The following is a 22909-nucleotide window of genomic DNA, read 5'->3' as shown; positions in this document are numbered from 1 at the left end:
TTGCCGGGTGACCGACGCCTCTTCGCTTCTCACCGACCGCTATGAACTCACGATGCTCGATGCGGCCATTCAGGCCGGAACGCACGAGCGGGAATGCGTTTTCGAAGCTTTCGCACGACGACTCCCCCAGGGGCGCCGCTACGGAATCGTGGCGGGTACAGGACGCCTGCTCGAACTCATCGAAGCCTTCCGTTTCGGCGATGCCGAACTCGAATGGCTCGCCAGGGAGGGCATCGTGCGCACCGCGGCGCTCGATTGGTTGGCCGACTACCGTTTCCGCGGCACCGTCTCCGGATACCGCGAGGGCGAGGTCTACTTCCCGAACTCCCCCATTCTGATCGTCGATTCGACATTCGCCGAGGGTGTCATTCTCGAAACGCTCATCCTGAGCGTTCTCAACTACGACTCCTCGGTAGCGAGTGCCGCATCCCGCATGGTGTCCGCCGCGGCCGGGCGACCGCTGGCAGAGATGGGCTCGCGCCGCACCGGTGAACGATCCGCTGTAGCCGCCGCGCGCGCCGCCTACATCGCAGGCTTCGGCGCTACCTCCAACCTCGAGGCGGGGCGCACATGGGGCATCCCCACGATGGGCACGGCCGCCCACTCATTCACGCTTCTGCACGACAGCGAGGAAGCCGCGTTCCAGGCACAGGTCGATGCTCTCGGACCGTCGACAACGCTCCTCGTCGACACGTTCGACGTTCACCGAGGCGTCGAACTCGCGGTGCGCGTCGCAGGGCCCGAGCTGGGTGCGGTTCGCATCGACTCCGGCGACCTGCCCTCACTCGTCACCGCTGTTCGGGAGCAGCTCGACTCGCTGGGCAACCATCGCACGAAGATCACGGTGACCAACGATCTCGACGAATACACCATCGCTGCCCTGGCCGCGTCGCCCGTCGATTCCTACGGAGTGGGAACGTCCGTCGTCACCGGCTCCGGCTCCCCCGCCGCCGGCATGGTCTACAAGCTGGTGGCGCATAAGGATGCTGACGACGAGTGGGTCTCCGTCGCCAAGAAGTCCGCGGAGAAGGCGACAGTGGGTGGCCGCAAGCATCCGGTCCGCACCATGAACGCCTCTGGGCGGGCCACAGCCGAGACCATCGATGTCGGCGAGACCGAAGAACCGAAAGGCTCATCTCGCGACCTGCTCGTCACTCTCATCGACAAGGGCACCGTCGATACTCGCTACATCGGACCCGCGGGAGTAGAGCTCGCCCGCGCTCATCGATCCGATGCCATCGCGGAACTGCCCGACCATGCTTTCCGTCTGGGCCGCGGCGAGCCGATCATCCCGACAATCTACGTCTGACCCGGCAGAGACGGCTACTCCGGCTTCAGGCCCTCGTAGATGCGTTTGCAGTCGGGGCACACCGGAAATTTTTCGGGGTCGCGGCCCGGCAGCCACTTCTTGCCGCAGAGAGCTTTGACGGGCTTGCCCGTCATGGCTGATTCGAGAATCTGCTCTTTCTTGACATAGTGAGAGAATCGCTCGTGGTCACCCGGTTCGATGGCCTCCTGCTCGAGCAGTTCTTCGAGCTCGCGGTCGAGGGTCGACGTTCCACCGCCCTCGCGGGGACCGCCCGGCTCGACGATGCTGGCTGTTGGGCTGGAGTGAGGTGCGTAACTCATGAGCCCAGTCTAATTTCACCTGGCACGACGATGACCCTGCAGGCCTTTCGGCGTGCGCACATCGGCACCTGATCAGTTGCGCAGCGCGGCGGCCAGGATGTCTGGACCCCGGCGGTCGAAGATCGCCCCGCCCACGACGGTGCCGGCCACGAACACGAGCACACCTGCCCCCACACCCCACCAGAGTGACGGCCAGAATGCCGACTCGTCGCCGAGCAGTCCGAGGATGGCGTAGATCACTGACGGTGCCGAGAACAGCGCCGTAAGAAGAACGAATGCGATCTGCACCACGAAACCGGTGCCACCGCCGACCTGCGGCTGAGAAAAAGGCCCGTCGCCCGGACGAACCGCGGGGTAGGGAAACAGGGAGGACAAGAAGTTTCCGACTCCGAGACCAGCCAGCAGAAGGACAGTGCTGACGCCGAGAAGTGCCGGCAGAGTCGCGAAGCTGTCGGCGAAGAAAGCAGCAGCGACAGACCCGACGGCGATCAGAGGAATGCCCATCGCAAGCACGGGAGCCGCGCGCCCGAGTCGATCGGCGAATCCAACCCGGCTGGCGGAAACGTGCAGCCACACAGCTGAGTTGTCGAGAGCGACATCGTTATGCACCGAGAACGCCAGAGTCACGCACAGTGCCGGCACAGTGAGCAGAACGAGGTATGTGAGCGGTATGCCCGGGACGACGAAAGCAACGAAAACAACGACAAGGAATCCGAAGACGCCGATGACGGGAACAGGATAACGAGCATCGCGCGCCCAGTAGGTGAAGCTCCGGGCGGCGACTGCCCCTGTGCGGGTGGTTGGTGTCCGTGCGAACCATCCGAGATTGGCGTGCTCACGCTCGGGCGCATTACGCTGCGCGGTGACGAGCACTCGACCAACCAGCGCTCTCCATGACAGCCAGAGTAGAGCGACGAATGCCAGAGCGATCAGCAGCTTGAGAGTGACCTCGCCAGCGGGTGCGCCGGTCGCGGCGTCGGCAGGCAGAGCCCATGCGGCCCCAAGGGGACTCCAACTCAACGAGTCGGCCGCCGCCCCGGCGAGGCCGGATCCGTCTCGACCCCAGTGGACAGTCACCCACAACACCACCGCGGGTGATGCCAGCACGACGACAAGAATCGCGAGAAGTGCCGCCGTCTCTCGGGATCTGCGAGTAGCGAGGCCGATGGCGGCGAGAAGTGATGTGACGCGGGATGCAAGGACGACCGTGGCCACCACGATCAGAACCGAAAGCAGAGCGAGCAAGATCGTCACCCCGTCTTGCGACCAGACACGAAGCGTGATGGCAGCGACGACAAGGGTGAGAATAACGGGCACGCTCAGGAGCCCCGCCACTGCCAGACCACGGGCCAATGTCGACGCGGAGATGCCGAAGAGGGAAAAGCTGCGTGGGTCGAGGGGGTCGGGTACAGAAGAGAGCAAAGGACCGACGATGAAAGCCAGCACCACGAGCGAGCCACCGAGCACGATTGCGGTGCGGGCCTCGTCGGAGCCGGGAGCGAGCGACGACAGCACCCATGAACAGGCGACCGCCAACGCAATGGCGAAAAGAATGCTCGCCACCACACCGACGTTCTGCTTAGGGGTGCGGTTGAACGTGTTGCCGAGAAGCCTCAGCTTCAGTTTGAGGAATTCAGCAACCATTCCATGCCTTCCGCTGCCTTGCGCCCACCAGCGAGCTCGACGAAGCGGTCTTCCAGAGTGCCGCCGCGCCTGACCTCGTCGACCGTGCCCTGCGCCAGTACCTGCCCCTGAACGATGATCGCTACTCCGTCGCACACACGCTGGATCATCTCCATGCTGTGGCTGGACAGAACGACCGTTCCCCCGGCCTCGACATACTTCTGCAAGATCTCGATCACGTTGGCCGCGGAGACCGGGTCGACAGACTCGAACGGCTCATCGAGCACGAGAATCCGAGGAGAGTGAATCATCGCCGCTGCGAGAGCGATCTTCTTCGTCATTCCCGCCGAGTAGTCGGCGACGAGTCGTCCGAGGGCGTCCTCGAGTCCGAAGGCCGCCGCGAGGTCGTCGCTGCGCTCGCGCACTGCCTTGTTGTCGAGGCCGCGGAGCGTGCCTGCGTAATAGAGCATCTGTCGCCCTGTGAGGCGATCGAAGAGCCGAAGACGATCGGGAAGAACACCGATGATCTTCTTGGCCTGCGCGGGATTCGCCCAGACGTCGAGGTCGTTGATCGTGATCGTGCCCGAGTCGGGTCGAAGAAGCCCTGTGACCATCGACAGAGTCGTGGTCTTGCCTGCGCCGTTCGGTCCGACGATTCCGTAGAACGCGCCCTGCCGAACCTCGAGGTCGATACCGTCTACCGCGGTGGTGCTGCCGAACCTCTTGACCAGACCACTGATGGAGAGGACGACGGGCTGCTGTGCGCGGAACGCCGCGCGCTCGGCGGCCTCGGCCTCGGCCAGTGCCGCTGCCTTCTTCTGAGCGGCTGTCAGTCGCACAGCCTTGGGCGCCGGCTTCTTCGCCGGCTTGCTGATGGGTGCTGCGGTCGGATCGAGAACGATGGGTGCATCGGATGCCGACGGCGCAGCCTTCGCTCGCGGAGCGGCCGGCTTGCGTGGTGCTCGGGGCGCAGCTGGGACTCGATCCGAGCCGCCGGCAGCCCGAGAAGTGCCTGTCGAGCGAGCACGCGGCGATCGAGGTGAAGCGGGGCGGGGCTTCGCACTGCTCGCGGCCTCAGGAGCCGTCTCTTTATCACCCTCCGCGCCTTCCACCGCCTCTGTGCTGCGACCACCCGCAGCACCGTCGGTCGTGACGTCATCGGCACCGCCGTCGCTCGCTGGCATCTGTGCAACAGCGTCATCGGTCGCGCTGTCGTCGACAACAGTGTTGTCGGCCATATCGGTCGGGGACTGGGGTGTCACGTCGTCCTCTTCGCTGGTTGCGCCGATCGCGTCGACGCCTGGTTCGGCAGGCTTCACCGGTCGGACTTGGGTGCGCGGCTTCGCCGTGCGTGACGGTCTCGCCGTCGTGGAGGACTGCTCCGCGCCCGCCGAACGAGGTTTCGATGTTTTGGCGGCTCGCGGTTTTCGTGCTGTGGTGCCTTGTTTCATGGGCTGAGACCGTGCTCCCTGGACCCCGGCCGCGGTTTCTGCTGTTGAGGATTTCGACTCCTCGTTCAACTCTTCGCTGCCTTCGCCCCCGGTCGCGGAAATGTCTGACTCTGAGCTCACCGAACTTAAGGTATCAGCCGTGACCGACACTCGCATTCATCAACGACACACAGTGATGTGCTTTCGACCTGCAATTCACTCCCCCGAGAATTCGTCAGGGTTATATCACGAACATGAAACGATACGGCGGCGTCACGTGACCCGAAACGGGGGGCACGATACAGTGAGGTGCGACATAACGGAGTGTCCAGCGCCTCTCGTATGGCTTAACGGTTTCTGAATTTTCGTCTCCGATGCAGATGCGCAGAATTGTCCTCAAGTACTTTCGCACCATCAAGGAGATCCATCGTGACCACCCAGGTAGTCATCCTCGCGGCAGGAATGGGCAGCCGTCTCGGCCGCACCCTTCCGAAGCCGCTCACCGAGCTCAGTGATGGCCGCACGATCATGGGCCAGCAGTTCGACAACATCCACCACGCCTTCGGCAACAACGCGAAGGTCACGATCGTCGTCGGCTACAAGCTCGAGCACATCATCGAAGCATTCCCTCAGGCATCGTTCGTTTATAACGAGCAGTACGACCAGACGAACACGTCGAAGAGCCTCATGCGGGCGCTGCAGGCATCAGGCCCCGGCGGCGTGCTGTGGATGAACGGCGATGTGGTGTTCGACCCGGCCGTGCTCGACCGAGCAGCAGCGATGATCGCACGCGACCAGTCGTTCGTCACCGTCAACACGTCCAAGGTGTCCGATGAAGAGGTCAAGTACACCACCAGCGCCGAGGGGTACATCAAAGAGCTGTCCAAGACGGTCAAGGGTGGCCTGGGCGAGGCAGTCGGCATCAACTACATTTCCGCTGCCGACAAGAACACGCTCCTTCGCCAGCTCAAGGCCGTGGGCGATCAGGACTACTTCGAGCGCGGCATCGAACTCGCCATCGAGCAGAACCGTTTGCTGGTCGAGCCCGTCGACATCTCTGATCTCTACGCCGTCGAGGTCGACTTCGCCGAAGATCTGGAGCGGGCAAACCTCTTCGTCTAGCTGACGCGCGAGATCGCCGCGGCCTGCGGCATCCCGAATCCGTGCCCCCTCACTCCGATCATCGGTCGGCGTGAGGGGGCACTATTCGTGTGCGGGATAGAGTGAAGCGTTGTTCTTCGAGAAGAAATGAGAACCGGCACGTGACGACGACGCTCAGCGAGGTGCGGCCGAACCAGCGCACCCCGTTCGCGCGATATCGCAACGCCCTCTGGCTCTTGACCAGACGAGACCTGCGTGTGCGCTATTCGACGTCGGCTCTGGGCTACGTCTGGTCGATTCTCGACCCGCTCGTGATGGCGCTGATCTACTGGTTCGTGTTCACCCAGGTCTTCCAGAAATCGGTCGGCGAAGATCCCTATATCGTCTTCCTCCTTGCGGCGCTGCTGCCCTGGATGTGGTTCAACGGCACAACGGCCGACTCAACCCGCGCGTTCCTTCGCGAGGCCAAGCTCATCCGCTCGACCAAGATCCCTCGAACAATCTGGGTGAACCGGCTCGTGCTCTCGAAAGGCATCGAGTTTCTCGCCAGCCTGCCGGTGCTCGCCGCATTCGCCATCTTCGCCGGGGCATCGCTGCACATCGAAGTCCTTCTCTTTCCTGTCGCCATCCTTATTCAGGCCGTGCTGACAGTGGGTGTCGGTCTGATCGTCGCGCCGCTCGTCGTGTTCTTCCGCGATCTCGAGCGAGCAGTCAAGCTCGCTCTCAGAGCCCTGTTCTATGCCTCGCCCATCATCTACAGCACCAGTGATCTGCCCGCGGGGTTGCATGTCTTCGCCGCGTTCAACCCGCTCAGCGGAATCTTCTCTCTCTACCGTGCGGCATTCTTTCCCGAGCACCTCGACTGGTACCTGGTCGCGGTGAGCGCGGCGATGAGCGTTCTCATCCTGCTCGTCGGCATCCTCGTCTTCCGTCGCACCGAACGCGCCGTACTGAAAGAGATCTGATGCCCGACTCCCCCGTCATCACCGTCGCCGATGCCGGCATCCGGTTCAAACGAAACCGGCGATCGCGGCGAAACTTCAAAGATCTCTTCGCGGGCCGCCTGCGTCGTTCACGACCGGGCGAGTTCTGGGCGCTGCGCAACGTGAGCTTCACGGTCAGGCAGGGTGAAGCCATCGGAGTCATCGGCCGTAATGGGCAGGGCAAGTCCACGTTGCTCAAGCTCGTCGCAGAGGTCGTTCTTCCCGATGAGGGAACAGTGCGCGTGGGCGAAGGCGTCGCTCCGCTCATCGAGATCACGGGCGGATTCGTCGATGACCTCTCGGTTCGCGACAACGTCTATCTCACGGCTGGGCTGCACGGCATGACCAAGGCTCAGATCGATGAACGGTTCGCTCGCATCATCGATTTCGCCGAGATCGGCGACTTCCTCGATACCCCGTACAAGCACCTCTCGAGCGGCATGAAGGTGCGCATCGCCTTCTCCGTGATCTCTCAACTCGAGGAGCCGATCATCCTCGTCGATGAAGTGCTCGCCGTGGGCGACAAGGCGTTCCGCGAGAAGTGCTACCGACGCATCGAGGAGCTGCTCGCCGGCGGCCGCACTCTGTTTTTCGTCTCGCATAACGAGAAAGATCTCAGGCGTTTCTGCACTCGAGGTCTCTACCTCGACAAGGGGTCGTTGATTCTGGATGCTCCGGTGGCCGACGTTCTCGCCCGGTACGCGGCCGACTACCCGGTCGCGGCGGCACCCAAGCCGAAACCCTAAAATAGGGAGTGATGAGAACGCGCGACACCCGATCCGTTGCCCGCGCGATGCCATGGTTTCTGCTTGTGGCAGTCGTTCTCTTCGCGCTCAATCTGCGCGGGCCCATCGTCGCGATCGCTCCGGTGATCGGGCAGATCCGCGATGATCTAGGCCTGTCGGCGGCGACCGCCGGACTCCTTACAAGCCTCCCCGTTCTCTGCTTCGCCCTGGCAACTCCTCTGGCCGCGGCCCTGATCGCGCGCGCCGGCCCTGAACGCGCAGTTCTCATCTCGTTGGCCGGAATCCTGGTCGGAACCCTGATCCGGGCACAGGGAGGATTCGCTGTCGCGGTGATCGGGACTCTCGTCATCGGCATCGCGATAACGGTCGGCAACGTCGTGGTTCCCGTCGTGGTGCGCCGTGATTTCCCCGCGTCGAGAGTCGGCATCGTGACCGGTGTCTACACCGCGACTCTCAACGTCGGCGCCATGCTGACCTCTCTCTGCACGGCTCCCCTCGCCGAATGGCTCGGCTGGCGTGCCGCCATCACCGCGTGGGCTGTGCTTCTCGTGGCTGCCATTATCATCTGGGGCCAGGCCGCCGGATGGCGCAGGTCGGTCCTCGGCGAACGAGTCACGGCGCCCGACAGCTCAGAGGCCCCGCCGGCACACTCGGCCTCGTACCGGAGCCTCACCGCGTGGCTGCTGATGTTGGCGTTCGGCGGGCAGGCCTTCTCGTACTACGGCATCACGACGTGGCTGCCCACGATTCTGCACGAGGTGCAGGGTCTCGACGACAAGTCCGCGGGAGCAAGCTCGTCGGTGTTCCAGGTGCTCGCTGTCGTCGGCGCCCTGGGCGTGCCCGTACTCGCGAATCGATGGCGTCCCGGCTCTGTTGTGGGGCTCGTCGGCACACTCTGGCTGGCTATGCCGTTGGGCCTGCTGCTCGCTCCCGAGCTCTGGCCCCTGTGGTCGGTCGTCGGTGGAGCCGCGCAGGGCGGAGGCATCACCATCGTCTTCATCATCATCGTGCGCATGTCGACGAGCAATGATCAGGCGAGAGGCATGTCAGCCTTCGTGCAGGGCGGTGGCTACCTCCTGGCCTCGACAGGGCCGTCGATCGTCGGCGCCGTCCACGAGGCATCCGGCGGATGGACCGCACCTCTCATCGTCGTGACGGCCTCTGTTCTCGTGCTCCTGATCTTCGGTATCACGGCGTCCGCGCGGGTGGAGTCCCGGCATCCCTGACCCCAGCTGACCCGACTCCTCAGGACGGCAGAAGGATGGCGTCGTCGATCAGGGAACGCACGAGCGGCAGCAGCTCCCCTTCGAGCGCCTGCTCATCGACCGAGAGCAGCTGAGCGAGCGCGCTGCAGATGGCACCGACCGTGAGCTCTCCGTCACACGCTCCGACAAGCGCGGCGAGACCCGTGTCGACCGGAGTCTGGCGCCCGAATCCCCCACCCTGGCTCAGGATCATGGCGGTGGGGTCGTCGTCGCCAGGCCAGTAGTGCCGCTCGACCGTCACATCGGATGCGACGACGAGGGTCGATGAGGCGAGTTCGGCATCGCTGCGGCTCGCCTGCCAATCGTGCCCGTCGAGGCATTCGGTCAGATGCGCGCCGAGTCCGGAGCCTGAGCCGCCCAGTGGGCCATGCACCTGCTCGAGACGGCGAAGCGGAGCCGCCGACGTCGCCGACGACGCCGCATCCGGTCGACGGAGCAGGACGTAGCCGAACCCGACACGCTCGACCCCGCGGTGCTCGAAGTCGTTGAGCCACGCTCCGTAGAGCCGATCGAACTCGGGAGACGCTGGGGTGGTGCCCCCGTCTCTGATCCACGTCTCCGCGTATTCGTCGATGTGCTGCACGTCGCGCTCGATGACCCAGGCGTCGACAACAGTGGCGGGCGCGTCATCCAACCATCCGCTCACTCGATCGAGGCCGGCGTGCCCGTCTGTGTACTCCCAGTTGCCGAGAAACTGGGCGATCCCGCCGGGCGCGAGATATTCGCTTGCGTGGCGCATGACGTGCTGCACGAGTGCGTCACCGAGCATTCCGCCGTCGCGGTACTCGTAGCTCGGCACTCCCTCAGCCCGTGGAGTGATGACGAAGGGCGGGTTAGAGACGATCTGATCGAAGGTCTCGTCGGCGACGGGCTCGAACAAGCTGCCCAGTCTGAACTCGATGTTCTCGAACGCGTTCAGCTCTGCGTTGAGAGCGGCGATGTCGAGGGCGCGAGTAGAGATGTCGGTCGCCACGACCCGGCGTGCGTGTCGGGCCGCGTGCATGGCCTGGATGCCGCATCCGGTGCCGAGGTCGAGGGCTGCGTCGACGGGCCGCTGGATCATGAGTCCGCTCAGCGTGAGCGACGCACCTCCGACACCGAGCACGTGATCTTCGCCCACGGCGTGTCCGAGCGACAACTCGCCGAGGTCAGACACGATCCACCAGCTGCCGACTCCGAGCTGGTCGATGAATCTGTAGGGTCGCAGATCGGCCGTCGGCCGCACGCTTTCGTCTCGCTCGTCTGCCGACGAGATCAGCCTGAGCTCTGATGCGCCCTGGAGGCCAAGATTCGGTAAGGCCTCGGCGAGCATCGCGGGCGACACCGGCAGGCCGAGAACGAACAGCTCTGCGAGGGTGGCTGTCGGCGTCGAGCGCCCGAGCGTGCGCCTCAACCGGGTCAATGCTCGGAGCGCCGGAACACGCTGATTGCGGTGCAGCGCAGCGTCGGCGTCGGGGCCCCAGAGTCCGGAAAGAGCGGAGACCGTGAATCCCGCCGCGGTGAGATCTGAGCGAAGGGCGGCGATGAGGTCGCGCTGGGGATGGGTCACCCCCTTATTCAATCCCACTCGCGCTGTCAGACTGAACGGGTGAGCACCCGAATCGTCATGATCGCCGACACCCATCTGCCGAAGCGGGCGAAGGTGCTTCCGACTGAGTTGTGGTCGGCGATCGACGCGGCCGATGTCGTTCTGCACGCCGGCGACTGGGTCGACGTGGCAACGCTCGACGAGCTCGAGGCTCGATCCACGCGCCTGGAGGGTGTCTACGGCAACAACGATGGCCCAGAGCTTCGATCTCGGCTGCCCGAGGTTGCACGATTCGACGTCGAGAGGGTCCGATTCGCGATGGTTCACGAGACCGGCGCGTCGAGCGGGCGCGAGGAGCGGATGGCACGAACGTTCGACGACACAGACGTGCTCGTCTTCGGCCACAGCCACATCCCGTGGGACTCGCAGTCGGCGAGCGGGCTGCGCCTCCTGAACCCCGGTTCACCCACCGATCGCCGCCGCCAGCCGAACTGCACCTTTCTCACGGCGGTCGCCGACGCCGGAGAGCTGCGAGACGTCGAACTGCACGCCATCGAACGGCGGCACCCGTGAGCACCTCGCCCGTGCTGCTCCTCGTCGACGAATCAGGCTCTCGACGTGTCGATCCGCACGAGCCTCACCTGAGCGTGACCGACTGGGGCGTCACTCGCGGCGACGGCATCTTCGAGAGCATCAGCGTGATCGCAGGCCGGATGCCCACCCTCGACGCCCGCTTCGATCGGCTCGAAGCCTCGGCGAGAGCGCTCGATCTGCCGCTGCCGAACCGCTCGATCTGGACGGACGCGCTGAGGAAGGCGATCGACGCGCACGAGCCGGTCGACCGCCTCGCCGTCACTGTCGTGATGACTCGAGGAGTCGAGGGCGCAGACGACTCCCCCACGGCATGGCTCCTCGCCCGTCCGGCCCGCGACTTCACGGGCATCAGACGCAGCGGGGTCTCGGTCGTCACACTCGATCGCGGGTATGCGAGCGACGCCGCCGAAGGCTCACCATGGTTGCTACTGGGAGCGAAGCACCTGTCTTACGCGACGAACGCCGCGGCGCTGCGCGAGGCATCCAGACGCGATGCCGACGACGTGATCTTCACGTCGACCGATGGACTCGCACTCGAAGGTCCGACGTCGAGCCTGGTCGTGCGACGAGGCGATCTCATCGAGAGCCCGGCGGTCGAAGCGGGGATCCTCGCTGGAACGACCCAGGCAACAGCATTCGGCTTCTTCGAATCGAGGGGCTATCGAACGAGATTCTCTGCAATCGCCGCCGCCGAGCTGGTCGAGTGCGACGCGATATGGCTGGTGTCGAGCGTGCGTCAGGCGGTTGCGGTGCACACGCTCGACGGCCATCCCATGCCCGTCGACGACGCCATGACCGCCGACCTCAATCGGTGGCTGGGCGACGAGGCGCGGCTCGAGTGATCAGTTCTTGCCGGGCGTGACGATGGGGATGCTCGCCGTCGTGTAGATCGTCTCGCGTCGGGGCAGGAAGAGCGCAAGGATCGCACCCGCGAGAGCGACGGCGGCAGCGAGGCCGAAGGACCACTGGAAGGCCGCGGCCGTCGGGATGGCACGCTCGCCCACGATGTCGACGTGCGATGAGAGGATCACGCCGATGACGGCGGCAGCGATCGTCGACCCGAGGGTGCGCATCACCGAGTTGAAGCCATTGGCCGCGGCCGTCTCTGAGGCTGGCACCGCGTGCATGATCAATGTGGGCATGGCGGCGTAGGCGAACCCCACTCCGAAGCCCACCGCGGTGGCGACGAGCACCGCATGCCAGACCTCCGTCATCAGGCCGACGGCGAGCACGTAGCCCACCGCGATGATGAAGGCGCCCAGGATGAGGGATGTGCGCGGCCCCCTGCTTGCCGAAAGACGGGCGGCGATCGGCGAGAGGAAGAACATCACGATTCCGCTGGGCATCAAGCAGAGGCTGGCGATGAACAGCGACTGGCCGAGGCCGACTCCCGTGTCTGTGGGTGCCTCGAGAAGTTGTGGCAGAACGGCGACGCTGGCGAAATAGGCGAATCCGACGGTGATCGACGCCAGGTTCGTCAGAAGCACAGGCCGACGTGCGGCGATCCGCAGATCGACCAGCGGGTTGGATGCGCGCAGCTCGTAGACTCCCCAGACGATGAGCACGACGGCTCCCCCGACGAACAGGCCGATGGTTCCCGGTGTCGCCCAGCCCCATTCGTTGCCTTTCGATACCGCGAGCAGAATCGCCACGAGCCCGATCCCGAACCCGATAGCACCGACGACATCGAATGACCCACCGGTTCGGAGGGTGGAGACGGGGATGATCCACAGCACGAGCACGAAGGCGACTGCAGACAGCACCGTGGCCATCCAGAACAACACATGCCAGTCGAACGTGTCGGCGACGAAGGCGGCCACAGGCAGCCCGAGAGCGCCTCCGATGCCCAGGGTCGAGCTGACCAGAGCGACGGCCGCGCCGAGCCGCTTGGGATGCAGTACATCGCGCAGAATGCTGATGCCGAGTGCGATAACGCCGAGACCCGCGCCCTGCAGCGCCCGACCGGCGATAAGCACGGTCACGTCTTGGGCAAGCGCGCAGACGATGGAGCCGACGATCGTGATGGCGAGAAGCAGCAGCGTGATGCGGCGCTTTCCGAACATATCGCCCAGACGGCCGGAGATCGGAGTGGTGATGGCCGCCGCCAGCAGTGTGGCCGTGAGCACCCATGTGGCGTTCGAACTCGAGGTGTCGAGCAGTGTCGGCAACTCGGGAGTGATGGGGGTGACCAGGGTCTGCATCACCGCGGCCGTCAGGCCGGTGAGCGCCAGGGTGAAGACGATCGCCCGTTCGCTCGGGGTGCGAGCAAGTCGTGCGCGCTGGCGCCGTTCTCGTTCGCTGTGGTTGTCGGAGGGTTCAGGAGGATTCGTCGAGGGGGCCATAGGCCGGGTGGTGCCTTTCGAGAGGAGGTTGCGCGTGTGCAACCATTCCGACCGGAATTCTATGCCCGGCCCGCTCGACGAATATTCGGGGTCAGAGCGCGCGCAGCTTCTCCAGCAGCGGTTCGGCGATCTCGTCGAGGAATCGCTGCTGCAGCTCATCGCCGATCTGCACGATCGCCACGTCGGTGAACCCGGCGTCGAGGTATGGGCGCACGCTCTCGGCGAGTTCGTCCAGATCCGGACCGCATGCGATCTGTTCCGCCACGTCTTCGGGTCGCACGAACTGTGTTGCACCGTCGAAGCCCGCCGGCGTGGGCAGATCGGCGTTGACCGCCCAGCCACCGGCGAACCAGCGGAACTGCTCGTGGGCCCGGGCGATCGCATCCTCTTTGTCGGGCGCCCAGCTGATGGGGATCTGGCCGATCGAGCGCGAGGGCGCGCTGCTCGAGCGGGCCGCGGCCCACCCCGAGATGAGCTCGGCAGACGGCTCCGTCGTGATGAGGTGATCTCCGAGGGGTGCGAATCTCTCGATCGATTTCTCGCCCGACACCGCCAGCCCGATGGGAACCCCGCCCTCCGGCACGTCCCAGATGCGGGCGGAGTCGACTCGGAAGTACTCGCCCTCCCACGTGACGAGATCGCCCGTGTGAAGCTGACGAATGATCGTCACGGCCTCCTCGAGCATGTCCTGGCGAGGAGCGATCGACGGCCACCCTTCCCCGACGACGTGCTCGTTGAGGTTCTCGCCCGATCCGAGTCCCAGAATGAATCGACCGTCGCTCAGCAGCTGCATCGTGGCTGCCTTCTGCGCGATCACGGCCGGGTGGTAGCGCATGGTCGGGCACGTCACATAGGTGGCGAGTTCCACTCGCTCGGTGGCCTGGGCGACGGCTCCGAGCACCGACCAGGCATAGGGAGCGTGCCCCTGTTCTGTCAGCCACGGAGAATAGTGATCGCTCGAGACCTCGAAGTCGAATCCGGCACGCTCAGCGTCGACGGCGTAGCCGACGAGCTGCTTGGGACCGCTCTGTTCTGTCATGAGGGTGTATCCGAACCGTGTCATAGACATGCCTTTCTCGTGTGCGTTCTCTTCACGCTACGAGGTGATCGAGCAGGGCTGTCAGGGGTTGTCCTCAGACCGACCGTGTGCAGACAGAACGGGAGTAGTGTCCTCGCATGACCCGCATCGAGTCCCTCGCGCACACCGATGATCCGCTCGTGGGCATGCCTGATATGGCGCGTCTTCGACGACTCCTCCCGTCGAATCTGGATGTCGCGGGGCTGGCCTCGCGCAGCGTGGCCGATTTCGTCGGTTCGGTCAACGAGTATCTCGTTGCTTCCGGCGGCTCCCCTCGGAACTGGGCACTGGATGCGGATCGCATCGCGGCCGCATACGGGAGCGACCGGCTCCTGCGGCTCCACGGAGAGCCCGTGCAGATGTTCGCCGAACTCTCCGGCTTCTTCCGCACGCGCGACGGGTGGATCAGAACGCACGCGAACTATCCGCACCACCGCCTCGGCCTCTGCCTGGCAACGGGACTCGACGACACGGCGACGGCAGCCGACTTCGCAGCGAGAGTCGCAACTCTCGACGCGCGCGCTATCGAAGAAGCCGCATGGCGCGTCGGCGCGCTCGCCGTGCGGGTGCGTGAGCCCGCAGAGTGGGAGCCGCCCGCAGGCGTCGTCCACGACGAGACGCTCGGCGCGAGTCGTGCCACGCCGCGGCGGCCACCGAGCGAGTCCGATCCGCCGCTCGCGGGCATACGCGTTCTCGATCTCACTAGAGTGATCGCCGGGCCCGTCGCCACCCGCAGTCTCGCGCTGCTCGGGGCCGATGTGCTGCGTGTCGACCCGCCCGCGATGCCCGAGATAGCCCTTCAACACGTAGACACTGGGCAGGGCAAGAGGTCGACGTTCGTCGACGGCGCGAGTTTGTCAGGGCGTGCAACGCTCGACGCGCTCCTGGCCGAGGCCGACGTGCTCGTCAGCGGCTACCGTCCCGGCGCGATCGAAGCTCTCGGGTTGAAGCTGCCTCCGGGCATCGTTCACGCGACCGTGAATGCCTGGGGCGATGTCGACACCTGGAGCGAACGACGAGGCTTCGACAGTCTGGTGCAGGCTGTCACGGGCATATCGAGGATGGAGTCGCAGCCGAGCGAATCCGACGACCCGCGCCCCGGAGCACTGCCGGTTCAGGCGCTCGACCACTCCGCCGGATATCAGCTCGCGGCAGCGGTCGTTCGAGCGCTCGGGAGTCAGTTCGAGAGCCCGGTCGGCCATCGCATCTCCGTGTCTCTCGCGGGTGTCGCTGCAGAGCTCCTGGCGGGCGATCATGTCACACGATCGACGGAGAGAATCCCGCTGCCGGATTCGCTCGTGGTCACCCACGGCGAGTACACGACGGCGCGACCCGCTCTTGCCGAATTCGCCGACTACGCGTTCCCCGCGCATCCACTCGGAGCCGACCCGGCCACGTGGGAGTGACGCCGCGATGCAACGGCCCAGCGAGTCTGTCGGGCCTGCCCGTGGTCAGTTGCTAGCGTCGACCAGATGAACACCGACGATCGCTACGGCTCCGATGTATTGGCCGATTTCTCGAGGCGCCCGGCCAAGATCGACCTCCCGGTCGTCGAGGCGGTGACCGATCTCGTTCTCGAAGACGTCGCCAGCGATTTTTGCGGCTCGGTCGTGCGGGTCGAAGGGCGGATGGTCGAGCTGGAGGACCGCAAGGGCCGTCGCCGCATGTTCCCCCTCGGACCGGGCTTCCTGCTCGAAGGCACTCCGGTAGCCGTTCGCGCTCCCCGCACGAAGCAGACAGGTCTCGGCCGAACGGCCTCAGGATCGATCGCCGGACCGCAGGAACGAGCCCGAGTCGCGAGAGCCAGCCGCATCTTCGTCGAGGGCCGGCACGACGCAGAACTCGTCGAGAAAGTCTGGGGTTCCGACCTGCGCTCCGAGGGAGTCGTCGTCGAATATCTCGAGGGTGTCGACCATCTCGAGGAGGTCCTCGCCGAGTTCCGACCGGGCCCTGGAAGGCGCGTCGGTGTCCTCGTCGATCACCTCGTTCCGAACTCGAAGGAGAGCCGAATCGCCGAGAAAGTCGCCCGCGGCCCCCACGGCGCGAACGTGATCGTCGTGGGCCACCCTTACGTCGACGTCTGGCAGTCGGTGAAGCCCGCCAGACTCGGTCTCACCGAGTGGCCGGTCATTCCTCGGTCGATCGAGTGGAAGCACGGCATCTGCGAGGCCTTCGGCTGGCCGCACGCCGAGCAGGCCGATATCGCCCGTGCCTGGCAACGCATCCTGTCACGGGTCTCGACCTACACCGATCTCGAGCCACAGCTGCTGGGCCGTGTCGAGCAGCTCATCGACTTCGTCACGGCCGAGTAGGGCTCACCTCACCAGCCCAGGGTTCCTGGCGCTCCCTTGAACGGGCCGACGACGCGCGACGTGATCCAGCCCCCGTAGAAGTCGCCCTCCTGCGGCGTGACCGCTTCGCTGTCGACGGTGCAGACATCCATGGCCGACGGATAGACGGCGATCCTGTCTCGAAGCTCTTCGAACCCGGCCGTCGGCGTGGGGTAGAACCATCCCGCGCCCTGTGCCACGACACTGCCGCCCCGAAGGGTGACGTATTTGGCTGAGCCCTTGAACTCGCAGAACGAACTGCCAGCCGCGGGGCTGATCACTCCGTCGACGAAAGCGGAGAGCGGCAGGTAGTAGACCGGCGGGTGGCTGGTCTCGAGAACACGACACGAATCCACGGTGTCTGCGATCACGACACCGCCCAGAGTGATCTGGATGCGTTCGGTCGACTTCTCGACGCGAGGAGGGCGTGGGTAGTCCCACACCGACTCCTGGCCGTCGGCGGGAATCTGGGCATGCGTCGGTCGAGTATCCATGTGTCGACGCTACGCCTCTCGGCTTCGAAACGTAGGATGATGACCCCACCGACCGAACGAAGGACTCTCAGTGGCGAAGAAGCAGAAGCAGCTCGGCGAGGCGCAGCCCGGGCCGACGGTCTACGACCCCGATCTGCACCCCCAGTTCACTAAAGGCATCGACGGCCTTCTGAGCGTGCACCGCCCCGTGGTGATCGCTCACATCCGGTCTATTCGCAAGATGCACCCGAACGCGACGACCGAGCAGATCATCAAGATTCTCGAGACGCGCTATCTCGCCGCTGTCACGGCCGGCGGGGCCGCTGTCGGGGCGAGCGCCGTGATACCGGGTATCGGCGTCGGCGTCTCGCTTGCACTCACCAGCGTCGAGACGGCGGGTTTTCTCGAGGCCAGCGCCCTGTTCGCGCAGTCGATCACCGAGGTGCACGGAATCGCCGTCGACGATCCAGACAGGGCGCGCACTCTCGTGATGTCGATGATGATGGGCACAGCAGGCGCCGATCTCGTCAGGCAACTGGCTGGCCAGGTGACCGGTACCGGGGCTCCGAGAAGTCAGTACTGGGGAACGTTGGTCACTCGCAGCCTGCCCCAATTCGCTATCGGGCCGATCGCCGATCGACTGAAGAGCACCTTTCTCAAACATCTGGCGGCGCGCACAGGAGCAGGAGCTGTGGGTCGCCTCGTGCCCTTCGGCGTCGGCGCCGTCATCGGAGGAACCGGCAACCACATCCTGGGCCGCAAAGTCGTGCACAGTGCCCGTTACGCGTTCGGCCCTCCCCCACCGTTCTTTCCCGCGAGCCTCGAGCCGAAGATCGTCGTGCCTCGCGAGAAGAAGGCGCCCCGGCAGAAAGAGCTGAAGGACAAGGATCGACGTCGGCCGCGGATGCTCACTCGGTCGCGAAAGAACTCTGAGGCAGAGGTCATAGCACCGGATGCTCCGGGTTCGGAGTGGCCGGACGTACGGATCTGAGTCGCACGGATCTCAGGCCCGAGCAGCATCCTCTGGCCCGTCCACGCCGGCCGGAGTGTCGACGAGATCGTCGAAGTCTTTGTGCTTGCCGAGATAGGCCGACACCATCGGGCAACGCGCAACGATGCGCATCCCTCGGGTGCGGCAATCGGTGAGCGCGTACTCGATGAGCCTGGTGGCCAGTCCTTGGCCCGCATGCCCGGCGTCGACTTCAGTGTGGATGAAGACTCGACGCGGTCCAGCGTCCCGATAGAAACAACGGCCGACCACCTCTCCGTCGACGCTGAGTTCATAGCGGTTACCGGTATCAGTGATGGTGATCATGATTTCTATTCTGCGTCGATTCCGCGACTCGCACACAAACGTGGTGAATCGCTGAGAGTCAACTGGTAGGGTTGACGAAGTTACACATTTGTTACACACATGAAGGCGGGGTGAGAGCATTGTTTGCACGATTTACCGAGATAACTCCGGTGAGCACGACGCTGGCAGACACGGGCGTAGCGTTCGTGCCCATGCTCGTCGCGGCCGCCGTCGTTCTCGTCGTCATCGGCGTCGCTGTCGTTCTGGTGCGCATGCGTCTCGCCCGCGTCGATCGCTGACGCGAGATAACCAGCCTCTGCGCCGAGGCGCGTCAATTCGATTCTTCGACGACCGGTTCATGCTCGTCGACGGGGCCATCGTCCGCGTGTAGCGCGGCGTTTCTCTGCCACTCGTCCATCAGGCCCTCGATGGCCTCGTGGAATCGACGGGTTGTCGTACCCCGCGTCGTATCTCCGAAATATCTCTCGACCCAATATGCGAGACGGGCTTCTGCCTCGGGATCGTGTTCGAGCGCGTCGATTCTCGAGACGATGTCGGCTGCCTCATCGGCATCGAGCCATTCCGCTTCGAAAAGATACCCACTCGAATCGATCTCGGCGAGGGCGTTCACCGGACGGGTGACGAACAGGGGCTTGCCGCTCGCCAACCGGTCGTAGACCATTGCCGAGATGTCGACGATGGCAATATCGGCTGCCGCGAGTTGCCAACCGAGTTGGGGACCGTCGTCATAGATGTGCTGAGCCCGAGGATCTGCAGCGTTCGCCTGAGCGATCAGCTTGATGATCTGCTGGTTGGCTGCGGCATAGCTCGAGTCGACGACGCCGCTCCTCGGATGCGGCCGATAGATCACGCGGTGCGTGCCTGTCGCCAGCAGTTGGGTCACGAGACCGACACCGTGAGTCACGATCGATCCGTAGGCGGCCGATGGCCTATCGCCCTCCCACGTCGGAGCATAGAGAACGACACGGCGGTCGTCGGGGGTGTAGGGAACCGGCCCCGAGTAGTGGTCGGCCTGCGGCCGCCCGATGCGGATCGCTCGCTTCTCGAAGTCGTAGTCCCACAGAACCCGGTTCAGTCTCGCCACTGCGGCCTCGCCGGCGACAAGGCTGTAGTCATAAGCCTTGAACTGGTTCGTCGTCATGTACATCTTGTCGCTCTCACCGTGGTTGATGAAAACGTGCCAGCGGCGCCCGTAGCGCATCATCTGGAAGTTCCGGGTGTTCTGGTTGACGTAGAACACGATCTTGAGCGGCTGTTCATCGATCAGTTGTTCGAGGTCGACGACCTTGCGCACGTAGGCGACGGGAAGCGGTGACTCATCGAGCAGGGCACTCATGGCCGAGGGGCTGCGGCTGAGGATGACGACGGGCCAGGTCTTGGAGAGCTCGACCAGCGGTTCGTACCACTGGCGAAGCTGATAGAGGTTGACGTCTCCGTCGGCGAAGTACACACCGATCTCGAACGTGCCCGGTGCGAACGGGCGCCGATGAGAGAGCTTCTGAGCGAGCTGGCCCCGCGTGCGCCTCGACTTCAGCAGATCGACTCCGACTTTGAGTCCGAGTTTGGCGTCACGAAGAATTCCCACGTTTCCAGGGTACTCAGCCTCCGCTGGCCCCCCGACCAGGGGGCTTTACCGGTAGCCAATCGTGATGATCTCGCGTGAGGCATCCGGGATCTCGCACGAATCGCACAACTAGACGATCGGCGGTCTCCCAGCCATCGTCATCCGAAACACCGTGCGCCACCGCAGCGGCCGCCTCTCGCCGGCGTCTTCGCGCCAGCCAGCCAGCCAGCCGCCGAACCATGCGCTCAGATCTGCGGGGCGTCGCGCCCAGCGAAGAACCTGGATGCCGGTCCACGCTCCGACGTAGATCGGAGCAAGGATCACGGGCAGGTTGCGTTTGGCCAACCACACGCGATTTCTCGCGTTGAGCCTGAAGTAGTACGAGTGCCGCGTCGGCTCGATAGCGGGGTGGTTCGCAACGAGATCTCCGGCATACCAGGTCACGAGGCCCTGATCCCACACGCGCCACGCGAGCTCGATTCCCTCGTGGGCGTAGAAGAACGGCGCAGCCCACCCACCCGTGGCCTCGAACACGGATCGAGGCAGGAGCACAGCCCCTTCCCACACCGAGAAGACGGGCGACGACACTCGAGGGTCACCCTTGCGGATGCGGGGCGTCCAGCGACGGGGGTTCGTCACTCCCCGAGGGTCGACGACCCGCGGCTGCACGAGCCCGATGCTCGGATCTCGTCGGATGATGTCGATCGCGTCGAGGAGAAAAGTCGATGAGGGGATGCTCGCGTCGTCGTCGAGAAAGAAGATGAATTCCCCCGACACCGCGCTCACGCCCGCGTTGCGCCCCGCGGGGATCCCGAGATTCTCCTCCAAAGCGAGCGACGCGACGCCCTCGGGCAATCCGACCGGCACCCAGCCGTTTCCAACGCACACGACGTCGAGGTCCACCCCCGACTGGGCGAGAATCGACTCGAGGCCACGACGCAGGTCATCGGGCCGCGTGCCCTGGGTCAGCACGACGACACCGACAGTCGGCTGCCGCTCGTCGACTATGAGCGCACCCTCTTCGAGGCCATGATCGCGATGAAGTGTCCGATGAGCGCGAGTACAGAGAGAGGCAGCAGAGCGCCGAGCAAGATGCGATCGGCGAGCGGTTCGCCGATCACGAGGCCGACGGCGGCAAAGGCAAACGCGAGCATGGTCAGTTCGACCGAGTGGTAGAGCCGGTGGAACGGAACGAACCGGGCCACGCGACGCAGACGAGCGACAAGACGCTGCGATGGCTCGGACTCTCCCTGCTTGTCGGCCAGTTTGCTCAGGCCGGCGTTCGCACGGGCCACGTGCACCATATCGTTCAGAGCCTTGTTCAGCACGATCACGAGTGCGAGGGCGAATCCGAGAGTGGTCCAGAGATAATCGGCCGGTACGTCGAACGGAAATCCCGCCGCCCGGATGCCCAGCGCGATCGGGATCAGCGACTCGGTCGTGTAGTGACCGACCTTGTCGAGGAACACTCCGGCCGGAGACGATGTTCCGCGCCACCTGGCGACCTCGCCGTCGCAGCAGTCGACGAGCATCTGCAGTTGACCGAGCACGAGGGCGAGAGAGGCCCCTCCTATCCCAGGGATCAGGAGGGCGGCGGCAGTCGACCATCCGACGAGGATCATGAGCCCGGTGACTCCGTTGGCCGAAATCGATGTCTTCAGCAACAGCCAGGTCAGATAGGGAGAGACATTGCGCAGGTAGAGCGACGCGGTCCAATGCTCGGCATTGCGCCGTCCCCGCACTTCAGGAGGCTGGGCGACAGCGCGCAGCTCGGCGATCGAGGACGGCCGCCCTCGCGTAGACGTCGGTGACACGGTTACCTTCCGGTGTGCGCGGTGATGTTGCTCGTGAGCTTCAGGAACCCCAGAATGAAGCCCGTGCCCCAGCTGAAGTGGATGCAGGGCAAGACTACGAGAAACCACGCACCCGTGCGAGCGCCCCGACGCACTGCAACGCTGATCGATGCGACCGCGACGAGTAACAGGTACAGGATCGGAAAGATGAAGAGCGCCGTAAAGATCCATGAGATCACGAGCGCGGGGCCCTGCGCATTGCCGACCAGCCCGAAGTAGCCGAAGCAGCCCAGCAGGAGGCCGAGCGCCACGCTCAGAACCGCGACGGGCGGCGCGAAGTACTTCAGCGCGTTGGAGCTGAAGAAACGGCGAGCGAGATCGCCTCGCCACAGGCCCGTCGAGAAGAACTGCCGGGCGAGTTTCTCGAGCGACGGTCTCGGGCGGTAGGTGACGGTGAGCTTGGGCGTGAACCAGACGACTCCCCCGGCCTCGCGCAGACGCCGATTCAGCTCCCAGTCCTGACCGCGCCGGATCTCCTCGTTGAACAGGCCCACGCGCTGAATCCATTCGCGGCGGAACACTCCGAGGTAGACGGTCTCGGCCGGCCCTTCGTCACCACCGAGGTGATGCTGGCCGCCTCCGAGGCCGATGGCCGACCCGTATGCCGCCGCGACGGCATCCTCGAACGGGGTTGTACCCTCGGCCTGCATGATGCCGCCGACGTTTGCCGCGTTCGTTCGCGCCATCGTCTCGACTGCGATGCGCGTGTAGTCGGACGGAAGCACCGAGTGCGCGTCGACCCGCACCACGATCGGGTTGTGTGACGCAGTGATCGCCACGTTCAATCCGCTGGGGGTCGAGCCTGTGGGGTTCTCGATCACCTGGATGCGCGGGTCGACCTTCGAGAGCCGCTCGACGAGCTCGGTGGTCCCGTCGATGCTCGGTCCCAGCGCGACGATCACGTCGAACGGGCCGCGGTAGTCCTGCGATAGGAGGCTGTCGATCGCTGCCTCGACATGGGTGACCTCGTTGAGCACCGGCATGACGTAGGAAACGCCGGGCAGGGTACTCGCTGGGGTGTTCGGGGTCATGGCATCCACTCGTTGTGTTCTGGT

General features: G+C 64.8%; 23 protein-coding genes. 11 read left to right on the top strand and 12 right to left on the bottom strand.

All coding sequences use genetic code 11. The annotated features are described in order from the left end of the window. The first annotated feature begins 7 nt into the window (after nucleotides 1–7). A complete protein-coding gene (locus B9Y86_RS09720; RefSeq protein WP_085485511.1) occupies nucleotides 8–1309 on the top strand; it encodes a nicotinate phosphoribosyltransferase in 1302 nt (433 codons plus the stop codon). Between the two features lie 14 nt (nucleotides 1310–1323). On the opposite strand, the gene B9Y86_RS09715 is transcribed toward B9Y86_RS09720, so the two are convergent. The 3 genes from B9Y86_RS09715 to B9Y86_RS09705 form a co-directional block, all read right to left on the bottom strand. Continuing rightward, nucleotides 1324–1629, bottom strand: a complete 306-nt coding sequence (locus tag B9Y86_RS09715) for a DUF3039 domain-containing protein (protein WP_085485509.1) — start codon at nucleotides 1627–1629, stop codon at nucleotides 1324–1326. A 72-nt stretch (nucleotides 1630–1701) separates the two neighbouring features. After that, nucleotides 1702–3273 carry a GumC domain-containing protein gene (locus B9Y86_RS09710; RefSeq protein WP_085485507.1) on the bottom strand — a complete coding sequence of 524 codons (1572 nt, stop codon included), beginning with the start codon at nucleotides 3271–3273 and terminating at the stop codon, nucleotides 1702–1704. After that, a complete protein-coding gene (locus B9Y86_RS09705) occupies nucleotides 3249–4514 on the bottom strand; it encodes an ABC transporter ATP-binding protein (RefSeq protein WP_244894707.1) in 1266 nt (421 codons plus the stop codon). Before B9Y86_RS09705 ends, B9Y86_RS09710 begins: the two co-directional genes overlap by 25 nt. Before the next feature lie 597 nt (nucleotides 4515–5111). On the opposite strand from B9Y86_RS09705, the gene B9Y86_RS09700 reads away from it, so the two are divergent. From B9Y86_RS09700 to B9Y86_RS09685, 4 genes are all read left to right on the top strand, one after another. Continuing rightward, entirely contained in the window at nucleotides 5112–5804 is a 693-nt protein-coding gene (locus B9Y86_RS09700) for a phosphocholine cytidylyltransferase family protein (protein WP_085485505.1), read from the top strand. 140 nt (nucleotides 5805–5944) lie between these two features. Continuing rightward, on the top strand, nucleotides 5945–6748 hold the full coding sequence (locus B9Y86_RS09695; protein WP_244894706.1) for an ABC transporter permease: 804 nt from the start codon (nucleotides 5945–5947) through the stop codon (nucleotides 6746–6748). Beyond that, nucleotides 6748–7512 carry an ABC transporter ATP-binding protein gene (locus B9Y86_RS09690; RefSeq protein ID WP_085485503.1) on the top strand — a complete coding sequence of 255 codons (765 nt, stop codon included), beginning with the start codon at nucleotides 6748–6750 and terminating at the stop codon, nucleotides 7510–7512. The genes B9Y86_RS09695 and B9Y86_RS09690 overlap by 1 nt, the downstream gene beginning before the upstream one ends. Before the next feature lie 11 nt (nucleotides 7513–7523). Further along, entirely contained in the window at nucleotides 7524–8738 is a 1215-nt protein-coding gene (locus B9Y86_RS09685) for an MFS transporter (RefSeq protein ID WP_085485501.1), read from the top strand. Between the two features lie 19 nt (nucleotides 8739–8757). Here the strand turns inward: B9Y86_RS09685 and B9Y86_RS09680 are convergent, their stop codons facing one another. Then, complete coding sequence (locus B9Y86_RS09680; protein ID WP_244894705.1) at nucleotides 8758–10326, bottom strand: DUF7059 domain-containing protein; 1569 nt, start codon at nucleotides 10324–10326, stop codon at nucleotides 8758–8760. A gap of 39 nt (nucleotides 10327–10365) precedes the next feature. Between B9Y86_RS09680 and B9Y86_RS09675 the strand changes: the two genes are divergently transcribed. Next, nucleotides 10366–10878: a metallophosphoesterase family protein gene (locus B9Y86_RS09675; RefSeq protein ID WP_217809193.1), complete on the top strand. Its 513-nt coding sequence runs from the start codon at nucleotides 10366–10368 to the stop codon at nucleotides 10876–10878. After that, nucleotides 10875–11741: an aminotransferase class IV gene (locus B9Y86_RS09670; protein ID WP_085485444.1), complete on the top strand. Its 867-nt coding sequence runs from the start codon at nucleotides 10875–10877 to the stop codon at nucleotides 11739–11741. Before B9Y86_RS09675 ends, B9Y86_RS09670 begins: the two co-directional genes overlap by 4 nt. Here B9Y86_RS09670 and B9Y86_RS09665 read toward each other — a convergent pair whose 3' ends face one another. Continuing rightward, nucleotides 11742–13241, bottom strand: coding sequence for an MFS transporter (locus tag B9Y86_RS09665; RefSeq protein WP_085485442.1), 1500 nt, complete (start codon nucleotides 13239–13241; stop codon nucleotides 11742–11744). Between the two features lie 91 nt (nucleotides 13242–13332). Continuing rightward, nucleotides 13333–14304 carry an LLM class F420-dependent oxidoreductase gene (locus B9Y86_RS09660; RefSeq protein WP_085485440.1) on the bottom strand — a complete coding sequence of 324 codons (972 nt, stop codon included), beginning with the start codon at nucleotides 14302–14304 and terminating at the stop codon, nucleotides 13333–13335. 113 nt (nucleotides 14305–14417) lie between these two features. Here B9Y86_RS09660 and B9Y86_RS09655 point away from each other — a divergent pair, with 113 nt between their 5' ends. Continuing rightward, on the top strand, nucleotides 14418–15725 hold the full coding sequence (locus B9Y86_RS09655) for a CoA transferase (protein WP_085485438.1): 1308 nt from the start codon (nucleotides 14418–14420) through the stop codon (nucleotides 15723–15725). Between the two features lie 66 nt (nucleotides 15726–15791). Beyond that, nucleotides 15792–16631, top strand: coding sequence for a DUF3097 domain-containing protein (locus tag B9Y86_RS09650; protein ID WP_085485436.1), 840 nt, complete (start codon nucleotides 15792–15794; stop codon nucleotides 16629–16631). Nucleotides 16632–16639: 8 nt separating this feature from the next. Here the strand turns inward: B9Y86_RS09650 and B9Y86_RS09645 are convergent, their stop codons facing one another. Continuing rightward, the gene (locus B9Y86_RS09645) at nucleotides 16640–17143 is read right to left on the bottom strand and encodes a DUF427 domain-containing protein (protein ID WP_085485434.1); all 504 of its coding nucleotides are present in this window, start codon (nucleotides 17141–17143) and stop codon (nucleotides 16640–16642) included. A 70-nt stretch (nucleotides 17144–17213) separates the two neighbouring features. Between B9Y86_RS09645 and B9Y86_RS09640 the strand changes: the two genes are divergently transcribed. Then, a complete protein-coding gene (locus tag B9Y86_RS09640) occupies nucleotides 17214–18113 on the top strand; it encodes a hypothetical protein (protein WP_244894704.1) in 900 nt (299 codons plus the stop codon). A 12-nt stretch (nucleotides 18114–18125) separates the two neighbouring features. Here the strand turns inward: B9Y86_RS09640 and B9Y86_RS09635 are convergent, their stop codons facing one another. After that, nucleotides 18126–18437, bottom strand: coding sequence for a GNAT family N-acetyltransferase (locus B9Y86_RS09635; RefSeq protein WP_085485432.1), 312 nt, complete (start codon nucleotides 18435–18437; stop codon nucleotides 18126–18128). A 149-nt stretch (nucleotides 18438–18586) separates the two neighbouring features. Between B9Y86_RS09635 and B9Y86_RS17830 the strand changes: the two genes are divergently transcribed. Next, nucleotides 18587–18715, top strand: coding sequence for a hypothetical protein (locus B9Y86_RS17830; protein WP_267240104.1), 129 nt, complete (start codon nucleotides 18587–18589; stop codon nucleotides 18713–18715). A 32-nt stretch (nucleotides 18716–18747) separates the two neighbouring features. Here the strand turns inward: B9Y86_RS17830 and B9Y86_RS09630 are convergent, their stop codons facing one another. The 4 genes from B9Y86_RS09630 to B9Y86_RS09620 form a co-directional block, all read right to left on the bottom strand. After that, nucleotides 18748–20022 (bottom strand): hypothetical protein, encoded by a 1275-nt coding sequence (locus tag B9Y86_RS09630; protein ID WP_085485430.1) that lies wholly within the window; start codon nucleotides 20020–20022, stop codon nucleotides 18748–18750. A 108-nt stretch (nucleotides 20023–20130) separates the two neighbouring features. After that, complete coding sequence (locus tag B9Y86_RS17345) at nucleotides 20131–20973, bottom strand: glycosyltransferase family 2 protein (protein WP_244894703.1); 843 nt, start codon at nucleotides 20971–20973, stop codon at nucleotides 20131–20133. A 32-nt stretch (nucleotides 20974–21005) separates the two neighbouring features. Beyond that, a complete protein-coding gene (locus tag B9Y86_RS17340) occupies nucleotides 21006–21815 on the bottom strand; it encodes a CDP-alcohol phosphatidyltransferase family protein (protein ID WP_139824851.1) in 810 nt (269 codons plus the stop codon). A gap of 2 nt (nucleotides 21816–21817) precedes the next feature. Further along, nucleotides 21818–22885 (bottom strand): glycosyltransferase family 2 protein, encoded by a 1068-nt coding sequence (locus B9Y86_RS09620; protein ID WP_085486280.1) that lies wholly within the window; start codon nucleotides 22883–22885, stop codon nucleotides 21818–21820. Nucleotides 22886–22909 lie beyond the last annotated feature (24 nt).

The sequence above is a fragment of the Agreia pratensis genome (assembly GCF_900177685.1).
In the GTDB taxonomy this organism is placed as follows: Bacteria; Actinomycetota; Actinomycetes; order Actinomycetales; family Microbacteriaceae; genus Agreia; species Agreia pratensis.
The sequence above is the reverse complement of the archived record's forward strand: the minus strand, read 5'-3'. Positions and strand labels throughout refer to the sequence as shown.

What these genes read in the sequence shown, in the direction of transcription:
- B9Y86_RS09715 (WP_085485509.1), bottom strand. Translation starts at nt 1,629, where the DNA reads ATGAGTTACGCACCTCACTCCAGCCCAACAGCCAGCATCGTCGAGCCG.
- B9Y86_RS09690 (WP_085485503.1), top strand. Translation starts at nt 6,748, where the DNA reads ATGCCCGACTCCCCCGTCATCACCGTCGCCGATGCCGGCATCCGGTTC.
- B9Y86_RS09710 (WP_085485507.1), bottom strand. Translation starts at nt 3,273, where the DNA reads ATGGTTGCTGAATTCCTCAAACTGAAGCTGAGGCTTCTCGGCAACACG.
- B9Y86_RS09655 (WP_085485438.1), top strand. Translation starts at nt 14,418, where the DNA reads ATGACCCGCATCGAGTCCCTCGCGCACACCGATGATCCGCTCGTGGGC.
- B9Y86_RS09635 (WP_085485432.1), bottom strand. Translation starts at nt 18,437, where the DNA reads ATGATCACCATCACTGATACCGGTAACCGCTATGAACTCAGCGTCGAC.
- B9Y86_RS09665 (WP_085485442.1), bottom strand. Translation starts at nt 13,241, where the DNA reads ATGGCCCCCTCGACGAATCCTCCTGAACCCTCCGACAACCACAGCGAA.
- B9Y86_RS09650 (WP_085485436.1), top strand. Translation starts at nt 15,792, where the DNA reads ATGAACACCGACGATCGCTACGGCTCCGATGTATTGGCCGATTTCTCG.
- B9Y86_RS09645 (WP_085485434.1), bottom strand. Translation starts at nt 17,143, where the DNA reads ATGGATACTCGACCGACGCATGCCCAGATTCCCGCCGACGGCCAGGAG.
- B9Y86_RS09685 (WP_085485501.1), top strand. Translation starts at nt 7,524, where the DNA reads ATGAGAACGCGCGACACCCGATCCGTTGCCCGCGCGATGCCATGGTTT.
- B9Y86_RS09620 (WP_085486280.1), bottom strand. Translation starts at nt 22,885, where the DNA reads ATGACCCCGAACACCCCAGCGAGTACCCTGCCCGGCGTTTCCTACGTC.
- B9Y86_RS09660 (WP_085485440.1), bottom strand. Translation starts at nt 14,304, where the DNA reads ATGACACGGTTCGGATACACCCTCATGACAGAACAGAGCGGTCCCAAG.